Source organism: Embleya sp. NPDC055664, assembly GCF_053618075.1.
The window spans coordinates 190,923-208,218 of record NZ_JBSHGZ010000009.1; the positions used below are offsets into that span (position 1 = coordinate 190,923).

At 72.2% G+C, this 17,296-nt stretch carries 15 protein-coding genes; 7 read left to right on the forward strand and 8 right to left on the reverse strand.

Translation table 11 applies throughout. The features are described from left to right. The first annotated feature begins 353 nt into the window (after positions 1-353). The 4 genes from ACWGR4_RS18395 to ACWGR4_RS18410 all read left to right on the forward strand — a co-directional run bounded on the left by ACWGR4_RS18395 (position 354) and on the right by ACWGR4_RS18410 (position 4,042). Entirely contained in the window at positions 354-1,355 is a 1,002-nt protein-coding gene (locus tag ACWGR4_RS18395) for a LacI family DNA-binding transcriptional regulator (RefSeq protein WP_380002631.1), read from the forward strand. A 117-nt stretch (positions 1,356-1,472) separates the two neighbouring features. Beyond that, positions 1,473-2,387 (forward strand): TolB family protein, encoded by a 915-nt coding sequence (locus ACWGR4_RS18400; RefSeq protein WP_452129168.1) that lies wholly within the window; start codon positions 1,473-1,475, stop codon positions 2,385-2,387. 197 nt (positions 2,388-2,584) lie between these two features. Beyond that, positions 2,585-3,124, forward strand: a complete 540-nt coding sequence (locus ACWGR4_RS18405) for an anthrone oxygenase family protein (RefSeq protein WP_452129167.1) — start codon at positions 2,585-2,587, stop codon at positions 3,122-3,124. Between the two features lie 129 nt (positions 3,125-3,253). Further along, positions 3,254-4,042, forward strand: coding sequence for an IclR family transcriptional regulator (locus ACWGR4_RS18410; RefSeq protein ID WP_452129166.1), 789 nt, complete (start codon positions 3,254-3,256; stop codon positions 4,040-4,042). Between the two features lie 137 nt (positions 4,043-4,179). Here ACWGR4_RS18410 and ACWGR4_RS18415 read toward each other — a convergent pair whose 3' ends face one another. The 3 genes from ACWGR4_RS18415 to ACWGR4_RS18425 form a co-directional block, all read right to left on the reverse strand. After that, on the reverse strand, positions 4,180-4,965 hold the full coding sequence (locus tag ACWGR4_RS18415) for a 3-oxoacyl-ACP reductase (protein ID WP_078981401.1): 786 nt from the start codon (positions 4,963-4,965) through the stop codon (positions 4,180-4,182). Further along, entirely contained in the window at positions 4,966-6,318 is a 1,353-nt protein-coding gene (locus tag ACWGR4_RS18420) for an aldehyde dehydrogenase family protein (RefSeq protein ID WP_452129204.1), read from the reverse strand. 71 nt (positions 6,319-6,389) lie between these two features. After that, positions 6,390-7,757 (reverse strand): glutamine synthetase family protein, encoded by a 1,368-nt coding sequence (locus ACWGR4_RS18425; RefSeq protein WP_452129165.1) that lies wholly within the window; start codon positions 7,755-7,757, stop codon positions 6,390-6,392. A gap of 83 nt (positions 7,758-7,840) precedes the next feature. Here ACWGR4_RS18425 and ACWGR4_RS18430 point away from each other — a divergent pair, with 83 nt between their 5' ends. The 3 genes from ACWGR4_RS18430 (at position 7,841) to ACWGR4_RS18440 (ending at position 11,263) form a co-directional block, all read left to right on the forward strand. Further along, entirely contained in the window at positions 7,841-8,584 is a 744-nt protein-coding gene (locus ACWGR4_RS18430; RefSeq protein ID WP_452129164.1) for a FadR/GntR family transcriptional regulator, read from the forward strand. 319 nt (positions 8,585-8,903) lie between these two features. After that, complete coding sequence (eat, locus tag ACWGR4_RS18435; protein ID WP_380002673.1) at positions 8,904-10,367, forward strand: ethanolamine permease; 1,464 nt, start codon at positions 8,904-8,906, stop codon at positions 10,365-10,367. A 116-nt stretch (positions 10,368-10,483) separates the two neighbouring features. Then, positions 10,484-11,263 carry a gamma-glutamyl-gamma-aminobutyrate hydrolase family protein gene (locus ACWGR4_RS18440; protein ID WP_380002637.1) on the forward strand — a complete coding sequence of 260 codons (780 nt, stop codon included), beginning with the start codon at positions 10,484-10,486 and terminating at the stop codon, positions 11,261-11,263. A 3-nt stretch (positions 11,264-11,266) separates the two neighbouring features. Here the strand turns inward: ACWGR4_RS18440 and ACWGR4_RS18445 are convergent, their stop codons facing one another. The 5 genes from ACWGR4_RS18445 to ACWGR4_RS18465 form a co-directional block, all read right to left on the reverse strand. Then, a complete protein-coding gene (locus ACWGR4_RS18445) occupies positions 11,267-12,082 on the reverse strand; it encodes a hypothetical protein (RefSeq protein WP_452134215.1) in 816 nt (271 codons plus the stop codon). An 84-nt stretch (positions 12,083-12,166) separates the two neighbouring features. Beyond that, positions 12,167-13,138, reverse strand: coding sequence for a hypothetical protein (locus tag ACWGR4_RS18450; RefSeq protein ID WP_452129162.1), 972 nt, complete (start codon positions 13,136-13,138; stop codon positions 12,167-12,169). Next, positions 13,131-13,322: a hypothetical protein gene (locus ACWGR4_RS18455; RefSeq protein WP_078981407.1), complete on the reverse strand. Its 192-nt coding sequence runs from the start codon at positions 13,320-13,322 to the stop codon at positions 13,131-13,133. Before ACWGR4_RS18455 ends, ACWGR4_RS18450 begins: the two co-directional genes overlap by 8 nt. Positions 13,323-13,589: 267 nt before the next feature. Then, positions 13,590-15,596 carry a phosphocholine-specific phospholipase C gene (locus ACWGR4_RS18460; protein WP_452129161.1) on the reverse strand — a complete coding sequence of 669 codons (2,007 nt, stop codon included), beginning with the start codon at positions 15,594-15,596 and terminating at the stop codon, positions 13,590-13,592. Between the two features lie 39 nt (positions 15,597-15,635). After that, a complete protein-coding gene (locus ACWGR4_RS18465; RefSeq protein ID WP_452129160.1) occupies positions 15,636-17,072 on the reverse strand; it encodes an endonuclease/exonuclease/phosphatase family protein in 1,437 nt (478 codons plus the stop codon). Positions 17,073-17,296: the final 224 nt, after the last annotated feature.

Genomic DNA, 17,296 nt, shown 5'->3' on the forward strand with positions numbered 1-17,296 from the left:
GAACGTGGTCGACACACCAGGATCAGTGGGTATTACAGCCATTCGTCGGGTCGGTCGCCGCAGCCCTGGCCCGCCGGAGTGGAGCGCTCCATTCTTTGGAGCGCTCCAAGCGTGTATCTTCTGTTCAGGTTGTCGGTCGGGAACCCGGTGTGACCGGGGTCCGGCCGCATGGGGATCGTGGGGATCACGGCGTCGAGGTTCGGACGCCGGGTGGACGGGGCGCGGTTGTGCGGGTCGCGCTCCCACCGTGACGTCGGCGTCGTGGAGTCGTCGTCGCGAGTCGACGCCACCGACCCGGCCGACGGCGCGCCGTCGGATCGACAACGCCGCATCCGGGAGAAAGGTGAGCATCAGTGTCCGGTCCCACCCTCGAGGACGTCGCCGCCCGCGCCGGGGTCTCCCGCTCCCTCGTGTCGTTGGTGATGCGCGACTCGCCCAAGGTCAGCGAGGGTCGGCGGCAAGCCGTGCTCGCCGCCGCCCGCGAGTTGGGCTACCGCCCCAACCTCAACGCCCGCACGCTGGCCACCGGCAACAGCAGCACGCTCGGCGTGATGATCTCCGACCTGCACAACCCGTACTTCGCCGAGGTGGTCGACGGCGTAGAGGCCGCCGCGCACGACAACGGCATGGAGATCATCCTGGGCACCGGTGGCCGCCGGCCCGCGCACGAGCGCCGCAGCGTCGAGCGCCTGCTCCAGTTCCGTCCGGCCGGCCTGCTCCTGCTCGGCCCGGTGGTGGAGACCGCGGCGATCGAGGAGGCCGCGTCCCAGGTGCCCACCGTCCTGGTCGCCCGCAGCGTGCGGGCGGGGCACGTGGACACGGTCAACGACGACGGCGCCACCGGATCGGCGCTGGCCGTCGAGCACCTGGCCGCGCTCGGCCACCGCGACATCGTGCATGTGGACGGCGGTGGCGGCTCGCAGTCGTCGGTCCGCCGCCGGGGCTACGAACAGGCGATGCGGCGACTGGCGTTGGCCCGCCACCTGCGCGTGGTGCCGAGCGAGTACACCGACATCGGCGGGGCCGCGGCCGCCCGCGCCCTCCTGGCCGGCGACGCGCTCCCGACCGCGATCGTCGCGGCCAACGACTTCAACGCGGTCGGCATCATCGGCGAACTGTCCGAGGCCGGCGTCCGGGTGCCCCAGGATGTGTCGGTGATCGGCTACGACAACACCCATCTGGCCGGGCTTCGGCACATCGGGCTGACCACGATCAACCAACCGAGGGAGGAGATGGGCCGGCTCGCCACCGAGACCCTGCTCCAGCGCCTGCGCGGCGAACGCACCCGGGCCGCCCGCCACCTGCTGCACCCCGAGCTGGTCGTCCGCACCAGCACCGGCGCGCCGAGGAGTTGAGCGCTGACCGACTCTTTGCCGTGCCCGGTCCGCTCTGGTGCCACACTGGCGATCATGCGAAGGGCCGGCGGCGTACACCGGCCGCCGGCAACGGACAGGAAGCGCAGGGGCATCGTGGTGGTTCGTCCTCCCTGGGAATTGACGACGGTCGAGGTACGCGAGCGGGTGATCCGCCGCGCCCGGCTGTTGCTCGTCGTGGGTCACGGGCGCGGCCGGCGCACGGTCGTCCTGGACGCCGACACCGGCGATTTCGTCGGGATACCGGGTCGGCCACGCGGCCCCGAGACCGAAGCGTTGTCGTTGTCGCCCGACGGATCCCACGTCGTCTTCCGCGCCGGCTCGCGGTGGCGGTCGGCCCGCCGGCTGGTCGTGCACACGCTGGCCACCGGCGAACAGCGCACGTTCGACGCCCGCGCCGACGGCCTCGACCGACAGGCCGTGCTCTCCCCGGACGGGTTCTCGCTGGCCACGCTGGGCGACCTCGACGACGACGTACTGGTCTCGATGCTCGACATCCGCACCGGTGCCCGGCGGCGCCTGTGGTCGACCGAGGGCATGAGCATCCTCAGCGGTTGGCTCGGCTGGTCGCCCGACGGTCGCCGGCTGGCCGTCACCTACGACACCCACGACGCGGACGGCCGGACCGTGGTGATCGACGCCCGCGACGGCCGCGTCGTCAGCCGCCACGAGGGCATGGTGGCCCTGCCCGGCGCCAACGGCGGCTGGCTCGGCCCGGACGAACTGCTGCTCACCCCGGACGAGTTCGACACGGACACACCACCCGTGTTCCTGGCCCGCCCGGACACCGGCGAGATCGACCGGCACGACTCGGAACTCGCCTGGCTCGACCGACTGGCCGCCGTCGACGGCCGGGTGATCCAACGCGAGAACATCGACCCCGACGTGGCCGGCGTACGGCTGGTGAGCACCGAACTCGACGGCACCGAGCCCCGCCCGTTCCTGACCATCGGCCCCGGGCCGGGCCTGGCCCTGTTCGACCACGCCCCACGATCGGGAGCATGGTCGGCCTGACCCGGCGCCACCGGCCGCGCGCGCCCCGGCCCCTCGTCGCATCGATAACCCCTGGGTTAACCCCGGTTCCGGGATCGGCCGTTGTTCGAAGCCGGCGCACCCGCGAATCTTGAGGTGTCGGAAAGAACGGCACGGCGGACCACCTGGAAAGCCACCGTTCCAACGCCCAACACCTCATCGCCACAAGGGAGTTCATCATGGCTGCCATCGACAACACGCTCGTCGCCGGCTCGACCGCCAAGGCCCGCACCCGTGACACCGTCGGCCGCTGGCTGACCGCCGGCGCCGTCGCGAACACCCTGATGGCCGGCACCTACGTCGCGTTCTCCGCGGTCGTCATGCCGTGGCTCGGCACCAAGGACGACGCCGGCTTCGTGACCACCATGCAGGACATCAACACCGGCATCGAGAACCCGCTGTTCTTCGCGGTCTTCACCGCCGCCATGGTCGCCCCCGCCGTCGCCGCCTGGAAGCTCCGCAAGCTCGGCGGCGGCACCGCCATGAAGTGGGCCCTCGCCGCCCTGGCCCTCTACACCACCACGGTCCTGACCACTTCCGGCATCAACGTCCCCCTCAACCAGATGCTCGCCCGCGCCGGCAGCGCCGACCCCACCAAGACCCGCACCGACTTCGAGACCACCTGGAACATCTGGAACGGCATCCGCGCCGCCCTCTCCACCATCGCCGCCTACGCCTCGGTCAAGGCTGTCCGCCTGCACCGCCGCAACCGCGTCTGACCTCGGCCCGACCGAAATCGACGGCGAACGCACGAGCGTGGCGCACGAGTGTTCGGATGCCGGCCGGACGGGTCACTGAGTGGCCCCGGTACCCGAGCGGCAGCGCCGAAGCGCGGTCATAGTGGGCCAATGGACGATCACACCGTCACCGGACGTGTCATCGCGGTACTCGACGCGGTCGCGGCCCAGCGCACCCCTGTTTCGCTGGCCGAACTGACCCGCCGCACCACGATCCCCAAACCGACCGTGCGACGCATCGCACACGACCTGGTTCGCCGCAGATTGTTGGACCGTTGCGGCCACCGTTATCGGCTCGGCAGCCGATTACTGGATCTGGGCATGCGTGCCGCGGCGCAGCAGGGCCTGCATCGCATCGGCACCCCGCATGTCCAGGATCTCTTCGCCCGCACCGGGGAGATCGTCTGGATCAATACGTTCACCGACACGGCCCTGACTCTGGTGGGCACCGCATTCGGCGCCAACCGGGCCCAGGACGTGCGGCGCGGCGGCTGGCCGCTGCCGATCGACAGCCCCGCCTTCCCGAACACCGCCGCCGGCCGGGTGCTGATGACCCGTCGGCCGGACCTGGTCGAGCACCTGCGCGCCCGCCCGCCGGCTCCGCTCACCCGCTACGCGGCCGGTTCGTGGGCACGGCTCGACGCCGCGGTCGACGTGGTCCGCGACACCGGGACCGCGATCGAGCAGGAGCAGTGTCTGCTCGGCTACTCCTGTGTGGCCACCGGACTACACGCTCCGGACGGTGAGTTGGTCGGAATGATCGGCATCACCGGCCGCATCGGCTCCTTCGACGCGCTCCGCGCGGCCCGCCCGCTGCGCTCCGCGGCCCTCGACATCGACCGGGCCTTCGCGGCCACGCACGCCGCGCCCTCCGCGGAGATCGCGACGATCGGGCGCTGACGTGCGACATGCGCGACATGCCGCCGCCGACCGGTCGCGTACGGCGCGAACGATCGGCGGCGGCCAACCCGCGGGCGCGTCGGCGTGATCGCGCCCCCGGGTGCTCACCGGCGGGTCGAACCCGCGGATGGGATGGGCTACATCGGGGTGACGTACGCCCCGGCGATGCCGCCGTCGACCAGGAATTCGGCCGCGTTCACGAACGACGCGTCGTCGCTGGCCAGGAACGCGACCGCGGCGGCCAGTTCCTCGGGCTCGGCGAACCGGCCCACCGGGATGTGCACCAGGCGGCGCGCGGCCCGCTCGGGGTCCTTGGCGAACAACTCCTTCAGCAGCGGGGTGTTCACCGGTCCCGGGCAGAGCGCGTTGACCCGGATGCCCTCGCGGGCGAACTGCACGCCCAACTCGCGCGACATGGCGAGCACGCCGCCCTTGGACGCGGTGTAGGAGATCTGCGAGGTCGCCGCGCCCATCACCGCGACGAACGACGCGGTGTTGATGATCGAACCGCGGCCCTGCCGGCGCATGTACGGCAGCGCGGCCTTGCAACACAGGAACACCGAGGTCAGGTTGACCTCCTGGACCCGGCGCCAGGCGTCCAGGCCGGTGGTCAGGATCGAGTCGTCGTCGGGCGGCGAGATGCCGGCGTTGTTGAACGCGACGTCCACCGAGCCGTAGGCGTCGAACGCGGCCTTGAACAGCGCCTCGACCTGTTCCTCGTTCGTCACGTCGACCCGGACGAACAGGCCGCCCACCTCGGCGGCGGCGGCCTTGCCCGACGCCTCGTCGATGTCGGCGCACACCACGTTGGCGCCCTCGGAGGCCAGTCGCCGGGCGGTGGCCAGGCCGATTCCGCTGCCCGCTCCCGTGACGACGGCGGTACGGCCGACCAGGCGGCGGCACACGGGGGTCTGCTCGGTCACTTAGTTCTCCTCGGTGCTGATGAACACGTTCTTCGTCTCGGTGAAGGCGACCAGGGCATCCGGACCCAGTTCGCGGCCCAGGCCCGATTGCCCGAACCCGCCGAAGGGGGTCGAATAGCGGACACTGCTGTGCGAGTTGACCGACAGGTTCCCGGCCCGAACGGCCCGCGAAACGCGCAGCGCGCGCCCGACGTCGCGGGTCCACAGGGATCCGGACAGGCCGTACGCGGTGGCGTTGGCGAGCCGTACCGCGTCGGTCTCGTCGTCGAACGGCAACACGACGGCCACGGGGCCGAAGATCTCCTCGACGGCGGTACGGTCCGCCGCGGACTCCGGGGCGAGCACCGTGGCCGGATACCAAAAGCCCTTGCCGGCCGGCACCTCGCCGCGGATCACGGCCGGCGCGTCCTCGCGCACATACGAGCGCACCCGCTCGCGGTGGGCCGCAGAGATCAGCGGCCCCATGTGCGTGTCGGGGTCGTTCGGATCGCCGACCCGGAAGGCCCGTACCGCCGGTTCGAGCAGTGCCAGGAACCGGTCGTACACCGAACGCTGCACCAGGATCCGGGTGCGCGCACAGCAGTCCTGCCCGGTGTTGTCCAGGAATCCGCCGGGGGCGGCGGCCGCGGCGGCCTCGACGTCCGCGTCGGCGAAGACGATGTTCGGGCTCTTGCCGCCGAGTTCGAGGGTGATCCGCTTCAGCCCGGCGGCGCAGCGGGCCATGATGTCCTTGCCCACGGCCGTGGAGCCGGTGAACACCACCTTGGCCACGCCCGGGTGCTCCACCAGGGCCCGTCCGGTCACTGGGCCCGCGCCCGGCAGCACCTGGAACAGTCCCTCCGGAAGCCCTGCCGTCAGGCCCAGTTCGGCCAGGCGCAGCGCGGTCAGCGGGGTGGTCTCGGCGGGTTTGAGCAGGACGGCGTTGCCGGCCGCGAGCGCCGGGGCCAGGGCCCAACCGGCGATCGGCATCGGGAAGTTCCACGGCGCGATCACCGCGACCACGCCAAGCGGTTCGTGAAAGGTGACGTCGAGGCCGCCGGCCACCGGAATCTGCCGGCCGTTCAGCCGTTCGGCCCCGCCCGCGGCGTAGTCGAGCAGGTCGCGGACGTTGCCCGCCTCCCAACGCGCGTTGCCGATCGGGTGTCCGGCCTCGCGGACCTCCAACCGGGCCAGTTCCTCCAGGTGTTCGTCCACCACTACGGCGAACCGGCGCAATACGCGGGCCCGGTCCCCGGGGGCGCGGGCCGCCCACTGTTCCGCGGCCCGGGCGGCGCGGGCCACTGCCGCGTCCACCTCGGCGGCGGGCGTGGCCGCGACGGTGGCGACGATCTCCTCGGTGGTCGGGTCGATGATGTCGTGCTCGTGCGGCCCGTCCGACGCGAATCGGTCGTCGGGTGCCTGGTGTTCGGACAACGTTCCGATCCTCACATACGTTCGAAGGAGCGGAAGCGCTCCCAGTCGGTGACCGCGGTGTCGTACGCGTCCTGTTCGACGCGCGCCATGTGGAGGTAGTGCTCCACCACCTCCGCGCCGAAGGCGTCCCGGGCGATCGTGGACTGCGCCCACAACTCGGCGGCTTCGCGCAACGTGCCCGGTACGTGCGGCGCGTCGCCCGTGTAGGCGTTGCCCGTGCACGCCTCGCCCGGATCCAGTTCGTGCTCGATGCCGTACAGCCCGGCGGCGATCATCCCCGCGACCGCGAGGTAGGGGTTGACGTCGCCGCCCGGGAGGCGGTTCTCGAAGCGGTGCGCGTGGCCGTGTCCGACCACCCGCAGCGCACACGTGCGGTTGTCCGGGCCCCACGCGACGGCGGTCGGCGCGAACGAGCCGGGACGGAAACGTTTGTACGAGTTGATGTTGGGGGCGTACAGCAGGGTGAACTCGCGCATCGCGGCCAATTGTCCGGCCAGGAAGTGCCGCATCGTCTTCGACATCCCGTAGGCGCCGGCCTCGTCCGCGAGCACGGGCCGGCCGGCCTCGTCGCGCAGGGACAGGTGGATGTGGCACGAGTTGCCCTCGCGCTCGTCGTACTTGGCCATGAAGGTGAGCGACATGCCCTCCTGCGCGGCGATCTCCTTGGCCCCGGTCTTGTAGACGGTGTGCTGGTCGCAGGTGACCAGTGCCTCGTCGTAGCGGAAGGCGATCTCGTGCTGGCCGAGGTTGCATTCGCCCTTGGCCGACTCGACGGTCATCCCGGCCGCGCCCATCTCGTTGCGGATGCGGCGCAGCAGTGGTTCGACCCGGCCGGTGCCCAGGATCGAGTAGTCGACGTTGTATTGGTTGGCCGGCGTCATCCCGCGGTAGGCGCGGTCCCAGCCGGCTTCGTAGGTGTCCTTGAAGACGATGAACTCGAGTTCGGTGCCGGCGTGCGCGGTCCAGCCGCGTTCGGCGAGCCGGTCGAGTTGGCGGCGCAGGATCTGGCGCGGCGAGGCCACGACCGGGGAGCCGTCGTGCCACACGAGGTCCGCGGTCAGTTGGGCGGTGCCGGGGTGCCAGGGGGTGCGGCGCAGGGTGGCGAGGTCGGGGCGCAGCACGAAGTCGCCGTAGCCGCGCTCCCAGGACGACATCGCGTAGCCCGAGACGGTGTTCATGTCGGTGTCCACGGCGAGGAGGTAGTTGCAGCCCTCGGTGCCGTGGGAGAGCGTGTCGTCGAGGAAGAACCGGGCGGCGAAGCGCTTGCCCTGGAGCCTGCCCTGCATGTCGGTGAAGGCCAGGACTACCGTGTCGATTTCCCCGGTGTCGACGAGTGCGCGCAGCTCGTCGACGGACAGCGGGGGCGTTCGGTCTGCCAAGGGAATGCCTCCTGTCGGTCCAACCGGAAGCCATAAGGTATGGCCGTGAACCATTGATTGGGAAGAGCTGGAGGGGAGGGATCGTGGCCGAGGGATCGGGGGCGGACCGCCGGGACCGGTTGTCGCCGCTGCTGCGCCCGGTTCGCGCGGGCAACGGCTTCGAGGAGGCGCTGGAGCAGATTCTCCAGGTGATCCGGCTCGGCCTGGTCGCGGACGGCGGCCGACTGCCGGCCGAGCGCGAACTGGCCGATCGGCTGGGGGTCAGCCGGGTGACCCTGCGCGAGGTGCTGAAGGTACTGGCCGACCAGGGCATCGTGGAGAGCCGCCGGGGACGCTACGGCGGCACCTTCGTGCGTGAGCGCCCGGGGCCGGTGGGCGACGGCTCGGCGGCCGAGCTGCGGCGGCGGATCGCGCGGGTGGACGTGGAGGACACGCTGCGCTTTCGCGAGGTGCTGGAGGTGGGCGCGGCGGGGCTGTGCGCGGCGCAGGGCCTGGACGAGGCGCAGGCCGCGCGGTTGCGGGCGGCGCTCGACCGGACCCGGGACGCGCCGCTGGCGGAGTATCGGCGCTGCGACACGCTGCTGCATCTGACCCTCGCGGAGTTGTGCGGTTCGCCCTCGCTGGCCGCCCAGTACGCGGCGGTTCGGGCCACCGTGAACGATCTGTTGGACTGTATCCCGTTGCTGGTGCGCAATCTGGAGCATTCGCAGCATCAGCACACCGCGCTGGTCGAGGCGATCCTGGAGGGCGACCCGGACGCGGCGGCCGAGGTGATGCGCGAACACTGCGCGGGAACGGCGGCCCTGCTGCGCGGTTTTCTGGCCTGACGGGGGGGCGACGGGGCGGCTTGGTCGATGCCGACCGCGGGGCGCGTGAGGGTCTTCCGCGCCCGGCCGCATCGCCTCGGCGCACACCCCACGCCCCCCTGCCGCCCCCGCGACAGGCTTTCCGGGCATCCCGCGACGGCCCCGTGCCGGCGTCCCGCGACGCCCGCTTTCGGGGCCGTCGGGCGTTTCGTGTGTCGATATCGATTCGCCCCGGGGTCTTGCGCCGCCCCGACTCGACCGGCAAAGGTATGCGCTCGAACCAATAATCACCCCTCCCCCTCACCCTCCCTCCCGTCAGGAGTGGCTCGTGGTCGACGACATGGCAGCGCGCACGAAGCAGGGCGGCGGCACCGACACGACCGCCGCGACCGGCACGGCGGACACCTACCTGGAGAAGCGCACCCTGCGCCGCGGCAGCGCCGGTTGGCTGCTGTTGACCGGCCTGGGTGTGGCCTACGTGGTCTCGGGCGACTTCTCCGGGTGGAACTACGGCCTGGCCGAGGCCGGTTTCGGCGGGCTGGCGATCGCCGCCGCGCTGATGGGCCTGATGTACACGTGCATGGTGTTCTCGCTGGCCGAGCTGGCCTCGATCCTGCCCGCGGCGGGCGGCGGCTACGGCTTCGCGCGCCGCGCCCTCGGGACCTGGGGCGGCTTTTTGACCGGGACCGCGATCCTGATCGAGTACGTCCTGGCCCCGGCCGCGATCGTGATCTTCATCGGCGACTATGTGGAGTCGCTGAACCTGTTCGGCCTGGAGTCGTCGTGGCCGGTCTACCTCGCCTGCTTCGTGATCTTCATCGGCATCCACCTGTGGGGCGTCGGCGAGGCGCTGCGGTTCAGCTTCGTGGTGACCGGCATCGCGGTGGCCGCGCTGCTCATCTTCGCGGTCGGCGCGTTCACCGAGTTCGACGGCGGCGGGCTGAACGACATCCCGGTCGATCACGACGCGCTCGGCGCCAACTCGTGGCTGCCGTTCGGCCTGCTCGGCATCTGGTCGGCGTTCCCGTTCGGGATGTGGTTCTTCCTGGGCGTGGAGGGGGTGCCGCTGGCCGCCGAGGAGACGAAGGATCCGGCCCGTACGCTGCCCAAGGCGATGGGCCTGTCGATCGGCGTGTTGCTGCTGCTGGCCGTGCTCACCTTCCTGGCCGCGACCGGGGCGCACGGGTCGAACGCGGTCCTGGACGCGGGCAACCCACTGGTGACGGCGCTCCAGGGCGACGGTGATCCGACCGCGCTGAGCCGGTTCGTCAACTACGCGGGTCTGGCCGGCTTGGTGGCCTCGTTCTTCTCGCTGATCTACGCCGGGTCGCGGCAGCTGTTCGCCCTGTCCCGAGCCGGTTACCTGCCCCGTTTCCTGTCCCTGACCAGCCGCCGCAAGGCGCCGTGGCTCGGCCTGGTGGTCCCCGGGGCGCTAGGCTTCACGCTGGCCGCCTGGAGCGGGGACGGCGCCCGGATGCTCAACATCGCGGTGTTCGGCGCGACGATCTCGTACGCGCTGATGTCGCTGTCGCACATCGTGCTCCGCCGCCGCGAACCCGATCTGCCCCGGCCGTACCGCACGCCCGGCGGCAGCCTCACCTCGTCGGTGGCCTTCGTACTCGCCTGCTCCGCGCTGGTCGCCACGTTCCTGGTGGACAAGGAGGCCGCGTTCATCGCGCTGGGTGTGTACGCGGTCGCGCTCGCGTACTTCGCGCTGTACAGCCGGCATCGTCTGGTGGCGAACGCGCCGGAGGAGGAGTTCGCGGCGCTGGCCGCCGCCGAGGCCGAACTCGACCGGGACTGACCCCGGCGCCCGCCCCATACCGACCCGTGGACCCCCGAGCCCCGACCCCCGAGCCCCGACCCCACCGAACCCCGGCACCCGTCCGCCGCGCACCGTGAGGAACCGAGCCACCCGCCATGCCCAAGCCCCTGATCGGTATCAGCACCTACCACGAGGAATCCGTCCGCTGGGGCGCGTGGCACCAGCCCGCCGTCCTGGTCCCGCTCGACTACCCGACGTACTTCCGGCGCGCCGGCGGCCTGGCGGTCCTGCTGCCGCCGGACGAGCCCGAGGCGGCGGCCGAGACGGTGGCGCGGGTGGACGCGGTGGTGATCGCGGGCGGGCCGGACGTGCGGCCGCAGCGCTACGGCGCGCAGCCGCATCCGCGGACCGGGCCGACCAACGATGCGCGCGACGTCTGGGAGATCGCGCTGATCGAGGCGGCCCTCGGATCGAACACGCCGCTCCTGGCCATCTGCCGGGGCATGCAGTTGCTCAACGTGGTGCTCGGCGGCACGCTGATCCAGCACCTGCCGGACGTGGTCGGCCACGGCGAGCACTCCGGCCCGCCCGGGACACTGGCCGCGCACGTGGTGGAACCGCTCCCCGGCACGCTGTTCGGATCGCTGGGCGCGGAGCCGTACGAGGTGCCGACCTACCACCACCAGGCGGTGGACCGGCTCGGGGACGGGCTCGTGGTGGGCGCCCGGGCCCGGGACGGCATCGTGGAGGCCGTGGAGCTGCCGGGCGACGGCTTCGTGCTCGGCGTGCAGTGGCACCCCGAGGCGGGCCGGGACACGCGCGTCGCCGACGCCCTGGTCGCCGCCGCGCGCCGGCCGCACCTGGTCTCCGCCCGACGGCCCGAGACGGCGCCGCACACCGCGACGATCACCGATTTCCCCTCGCCGGTGGCCTGAGCCTCACAGGCCCTCGGCGCGCCGGGCCGGGTCGAGGGACATGGTCGCCTCGATCAGCGACTCCAGATCGGGATCCGCCCACGGCCGGGCGTCGACCAGCGGTGTGCGGCGCCGGCCGGTGGCGATGTCCTCCAGGATGTCGGCGGCGCCGACCCCGTCGCCGACCTGCCGGTCGGTGGCGGGCGGGCGACCGGTCCACGCGGCCCGGAAGGAGGCGCCGAGGCTGTACACCTCGGCGGCGTCGCTGAGCTCGATGTGCTCGCCGGGCCCGGTGTCCAGGAGACGCCTGGCTATCTCGGGCGCGGTGGTCAGGTCCATGCCGCCCCGATAGGGCACCGACAGCGGGAGCAGGTCGGGATGCTGGGCGAGGTCGTGGTCGATGAACTCGATCTCGCCGCCCGGGGTGACCAGGATGTTCATCGGCTGGATGTCGCCGTGATGCCAGCCCGCCGCGTGCAGCCGGGCCAGCCCCGCGAACGCCCGGTGCGCCAGGACCGGCAGGTGATGCGCCCGGCCGGGGCCGCCGCGTCGGGCGGAGGCGCACCATCGCCACAGGGTCACCCCCGGCCGCCACTCCACCGCGGTCCACAGCCCGGCGCCCACGTGCCCGTAGGTGCCCGAGACCGGGTACAGCCCCTGCTTGCGCAACAGCGTCAGCGCCCGCGCCTCGTGGCGCAGCGGGACGGCCTCCGCCGGGCTCTCCGCGGTCTTGATCCGCCACTGTCCCGCCCGCCACGCGTTGGTGTGGTGCGCGGTCAGCGGACGCGGACGGTCGGCGATGCCGAGGGCGTCCAGCGCGGCGGCGAGCAGCGGATCCATTCCCCGATCTTCGCAGGCGCCCGGGACACCGTGGACGGCCTGGGGGATGACGGCGGGTCTTCGGGTCACGCGGTGGGCGCGCGCTCAGCCGCAGACGGCGCGGAGGGGGTCGCTCGGTCGGCTGCGGCCGTGCCGCAGGGTGTGTGCGATCCGGGCGGATATCGGCAGCCCGGTCGCGCTCTCGATCCAGCCGAACTCGCCGACGCAGTTGGTCTCCAGGTAGGTCCACCCGGCGGCGGTGACCACGAAGTCCAGGGCGGCGTAGGTGAGTCCGAGATCGCGCACGTGCTCGACGCAGGCCCGCGCCAGGTCCGGCGGCGGGGTGATCACCCGGTGCTCGCACGCGTCGGCGGGCACGGAGCGCCAGTCCAGTTCGCCGTCGGTGCTGATCGCCGCGGCGAAGACCCGGTCGTCGACGACCGTCACCCGCGCGTCGAACAGCCGGTCCTCGACCAGGGCCTGGAGGTAGTGCAGGGTGCCGGCGATCCCGGACAGGTCGTCGGAGAGCCGGATGCGCGTGGTGGGGATGAACGTGGTGTGCCGCTGGGTCAGCGCCTTGACCACGACCTTGTCCCGATGCGCGGCGATGAACGCGCGCGCGGCCCCGGGGTCGCTGGTGAACAGCGTGTCGGGCACGGTGAAGCCGCGCCGCGCGGCGGCCCGTAGCTGGGTGGGTTTGTGACGCGATGCCTCGACCACGGTGGGATCGTCGATCCACACCTTCAGCGGCTGCGCGCGCAACAGGCCCAGCAGCGCGGTGGTGTTCTCGTCCGCCCGCCAGCGCTCCTCGGCGGGGGCAAGCGTGTCGGGGCGGGTGGGCTTGCGCCAGTAGACGGCGCAGCGCTCGTCCAGGGTCACCGTCGCGGTGCCGGAACTCAGCACGGTGCGCCAGCGCCCGCCGCTGAAGTGCCCGGTGACCAGCGGCCGTTCGCGCATTCGCCCCGGGTCCAGACGCAGGACGGCCGCCGGGCCGCCGAGGAGGTGAGCCGCCACCATGTCGGCGGTCAGATCCTCCTCGGTGGCCACGATCACGACGCCCGCGCCGTGATCAGTCATCCTTCTTGTAACCCCGGGGTTCCTGCGTGCCGGTGTACGTGCCGGAGTTCACCGCGTGGATCAGCAGCTTCCCACCCGCGGTGACGTTGACGCACAGATCCGGGTCGTAGTGGTGACGGGGCAGCACGGGCGCCCCACCCATGGGAACCGGGGCCCTGCGGCCGAGGATCAAGGGACCGGTCATGGCCTCTCCTGACTGTGAACGGTGCGACGACCCGAAACGGTGCGTCATGTTCATCAACGCTGAGACTGCCCCGATCAGTTGCACTCACAGCCAAAGAAGCCAACCGGGTTCCCGTTTCCACCCGACACCGCCCCGGCCACGTGCCGGGCCGTTTGCCCTCGATGCCCGAATCGAAAACGGCTCGGAGCCCGACTCGGCGACCGGGAGCCGACCCCGAGCCGCCTCCCCCGGGCCCGGCCCACCCGGGGCCGGGGGAAGGCGGGCCGGTCAGTCGCGCTCGGCGGGGTGGACCGTGCCGGCGTAGCGGCGGGTGAAGCCGTCGGGGGCGGTGATCGTGATGTCGTAGCGGCCGTGTTCGTCGGTGGGCCAGGAGACCGCGTCGTGGGCGCGCGAGCCGATCCAGTGGTCGCGCGCGGTGCCGCCGAAGTCGTTCGGGGTGATGGTGAAGCGGACTTCCGCGTCACCGTCGTTGCCCAGCTGCAGGTCGAGCCGCGCCGAGTCCGGCCGGCGCCCGCGCAGCGTGGCCCGGACCGACGGTACGGGGATGTCGCGCTGCGGCTCGCGCACCACGGTGCCGGCGAAGCGTCGCACGAAGCCGTCCGCCCCGTGCACGCTGAAGTCGTAGGCTCCGTCCGTGCCCGCCGCCTCCCACACGTACGTCGCGTTCTTGCCGGCCGCCACCGTGAACGGCGTCCCGGCGAACGGCAGCGCGATGTTCGGGAACACGGTGAAGTGGTAGCCCACCGTGCCCTCGTTGACCAGCGTGCACACCACCCGACCGGTGCTCCGGTCCACGGTCGCGTCCGCCCACGGCCGATACGGCAGCGGGCGATGCGGCCGGTAGCCGGGTTCCTGGACCGGCACCTGCTGTGCGCCGGGCTCGGGCAAGCGCACACCGGGCAGCGCCTTGGCCGCGTCCGCCTTGGCGATCAGCTCGTTCGTGTCCGGCAGCGCCGGGATCGTGAAGTCGGGCCGGCCGAAGTCGAAGCACGAGGTCAGGTCGCCGCAGACGGTGCGCCGCCACGCGGATATGTTGGGCTCCGCAACGCCCGTCACCGTCTCCAGGAAGCGCAGCACCGACGTGTGGTCGGCCACCTGCGAGTTCACCCGCCCGCCCCGGCTCCACGGCGAGACCACCCACAGCGGCACCCGCGACCCGAGACCGATCGGCCGCCCGCCGACGAACTCCTCGGGCGTGCCCGGCTCCGGCATCGGCGGCACCACGTGGTCGAAGTAGCCGTCGTTCTCGTCGTACATCAGCAGGAACACGGTGTGCTTCCACACCTCGGGGTTGGCGAACGTCGAGCGCAGCGCCGTATTCACCCAGTGCGCCCCGTAGTTCGGCCCGGCGTCGGGGTGTTCGCTGAACAGGTACGGTGCGACCAGCCAGGAGACCGTCGGCAGGGTGCCGTCCTTGCAGTGCGCGTCGAACGCGCTCAGGTCCCACTTGGTCATCGCGTTCACATACCGCGGGTCGTCCTTGGCGAACGTGTGGAACTGCTTGAAGTACGACAGCCCGTTGTCGTCGTAGTCGCCGTAGCGCTCGTCCTTGCTCGGGTTGTGGTACACCCGCCAGCTCACCCCGGCGGCGGAGAGCCGCTCGGCGTAGGTCGTCCAGTCGGCGACCGGGTTGTCCGTCACGGGGGTGTTGTCGATCCACGGCCCCGTGGTGCCGTCCCGACCGGGTCCCGCCGTGCCCGACCACAGGTAGAGCCGGTTCGGGTCGGTGGGCCCGTTGAGCGAGGTGAAGTACGCGTCGCAGACGGTGAACGCGTCGGCGAGGGCGTACTGGTACGGGATGTCCTCCCGGGTGAAGTAGCCCATCGACCGCTCGCCCTTGGCCGCCACCCAGCGGTTCTGCGCGCCGTTGTTGACCGCGGTGTGCCCGGTGGTCCAGTCGTGCGGGAGGCCGCCGGCATTCTGCGCGTTGTACTTGGTGGAGTCCATCCGGTACGGCAGCAGATAGCCGCCGTCGGTGCGGCCCGGGTGCGGCTGGCGGAAGACGTCGCCGCCGCCCGGCAGGACCAGCCCCTGCCGGTCGGCGAAGCCCCGCACGCCCGCGAGGGCGCCGAAGTAGTGGTCGAAGCTGCGGTTCTCCTGCATCAGGATCACCACGTGGCGCACGTCCTTGATGCTGCCCGGCGTGGGCCGGCGGGCGGCGTCCACGGCCGGATCCGGATCCGCCTGCGCGGGCGTCGCGGTGAGACCCACCGCGCCGGCCGCGCCGACGGCCGCGGAGGCCCCCACGAAGGAGCGGCGGCTGAACTCGGTCATGGCGAAGCGACCTTTCGGGAAAGGGGAATTGACGGGCAGTCAGGCGCGGACGCCGAAGGTGGCCACGGCGGCGGCATGGTCGCTGGGCCAGCCGTTCGCGGCCGTGTCCGGGATCGGCTTGGGCCAACCGGTGACCAGGATGTGCGCCTCGTCGGCGGACAGCGGTCCGGCCGTGTACAGCGCGTCGATCCGGTCCTGGGGCTGGGCCGGGTCCACCGGCGACCAGGTGTTGCCGGGCTCGCGGACCGGGTCGCGGTGCGCCGCTCGGAAGACGTCGACGAGGCGGGCCTGGTCGAGCAGTTGGGTGACCGGCCAGCGCACCGGGCCCGTCGTGCCGTGGCTGCCGGCGGTCCGTACGGTCCAGTCCAGGTGCGAGGGCGAGGACAGCGCGGCGGCGAGCAGCACCGGGGTGTCCCGGGACGCGCCCAGGTCCGGGGCCATCGCGGTGACCAGGTTCTGCGCCTGCCGGTAGCGCAGGCTCGCCCACTCGGCCGCCTCCGCCTGCGCGGGGGTGCGCCCCCGCCGGATCCCGAGCGGCCCGTAGTCGCCCTCGTCCAGCCGCGCGTTCCACACCCGCACGGCGCGCACGCCCGGCGCCCGCACCGTGGCGGCGATCGCGGGCAGATCACGATCCTCGGGCCGCGTGTCGGCGAGCGGATACCGGCTGATCAGCGCGAGCCCTCCCGGGTCCTCGTACACCGCCCACCCCAGCGCATCGGCCAGCGAAGTGCCCAGCGTGCCGCCGGTGTCCTGGAGCGCGAGCACGTCCAGGCCCTGGGTGAGCACGAGTCGGAGCAGCTTGGTGAGCGCGCCGTCCACGTGCCGGCCCCCGTCCCAGGCGTCGAGGGTGGCCACCTTCAACACGATGCCGCGCGGGTTGCGCCGCACCGGCACCTGGACGGCGAGCTGCGACGTGGCGCCGGTCACGCCGTCGCGGCCCTCGACGGTCAGTACGCCGGGGTGGTGCGTGCCGGCGCGCGGGGCCTTCGCGATGACGGTGCCGTCGGCGCCGACGCTCAGCCAGTCGTCGCCGCCGCGGGCCCGGAACGTGACGCCCCTGCCGTTCTGTTTCCCGTCGGCCGCGGTCCACAGGCCGGCCAACCGCACCACGGTCGCCTCCCCCGCCGCGACCGCCGAGGTGGTGAGGGTGTCGACGGCGAACCGGGGCCGCGGTGGCACCGGTCGGGCCGCGAAGCCGAACGGCGCGCTCCGCGCGAGGATCGTGTAGCCGTCCTTGGCCAACAGGTAGGCGGTGTACGGCCCGTCGGTGAGCCCCTGGGTCTCCAGGGTCACCTCCCCCTCGGCGGCGGTGACGTACTTCCAGACCAGCGAACCCCCGTTGCCCGGCACGCGGGCGCCGTCGTACACCCCGACCCAGTTCTTCGGGTGCGGCGCGTCGGTGGCGAAGCGGAAGGTCAGTTGATCACCCTCCTTCGGCGCGGTGGGGCGCACAAGGGTGAGCGAGCTCCCAGACATGTCGTCGATTCCTTTCCGGTACGGGGAGGTGGCAGTGGTACGAGGGGCATCCGGGTGGTGCGGCACACCGACTCGGGGAGACTCAGCCGAGAACGTTCCGGCAGGCGGCGCCGCGTAGGACCACCACTCGGCAATCGCACGCCATGCCCGACCCGCGCCCGAGCGCGGCGGCGCGACCGGCCGGGACCGGTATGTCGCGGCCACGGGTGGTGGGCACGGAAGTA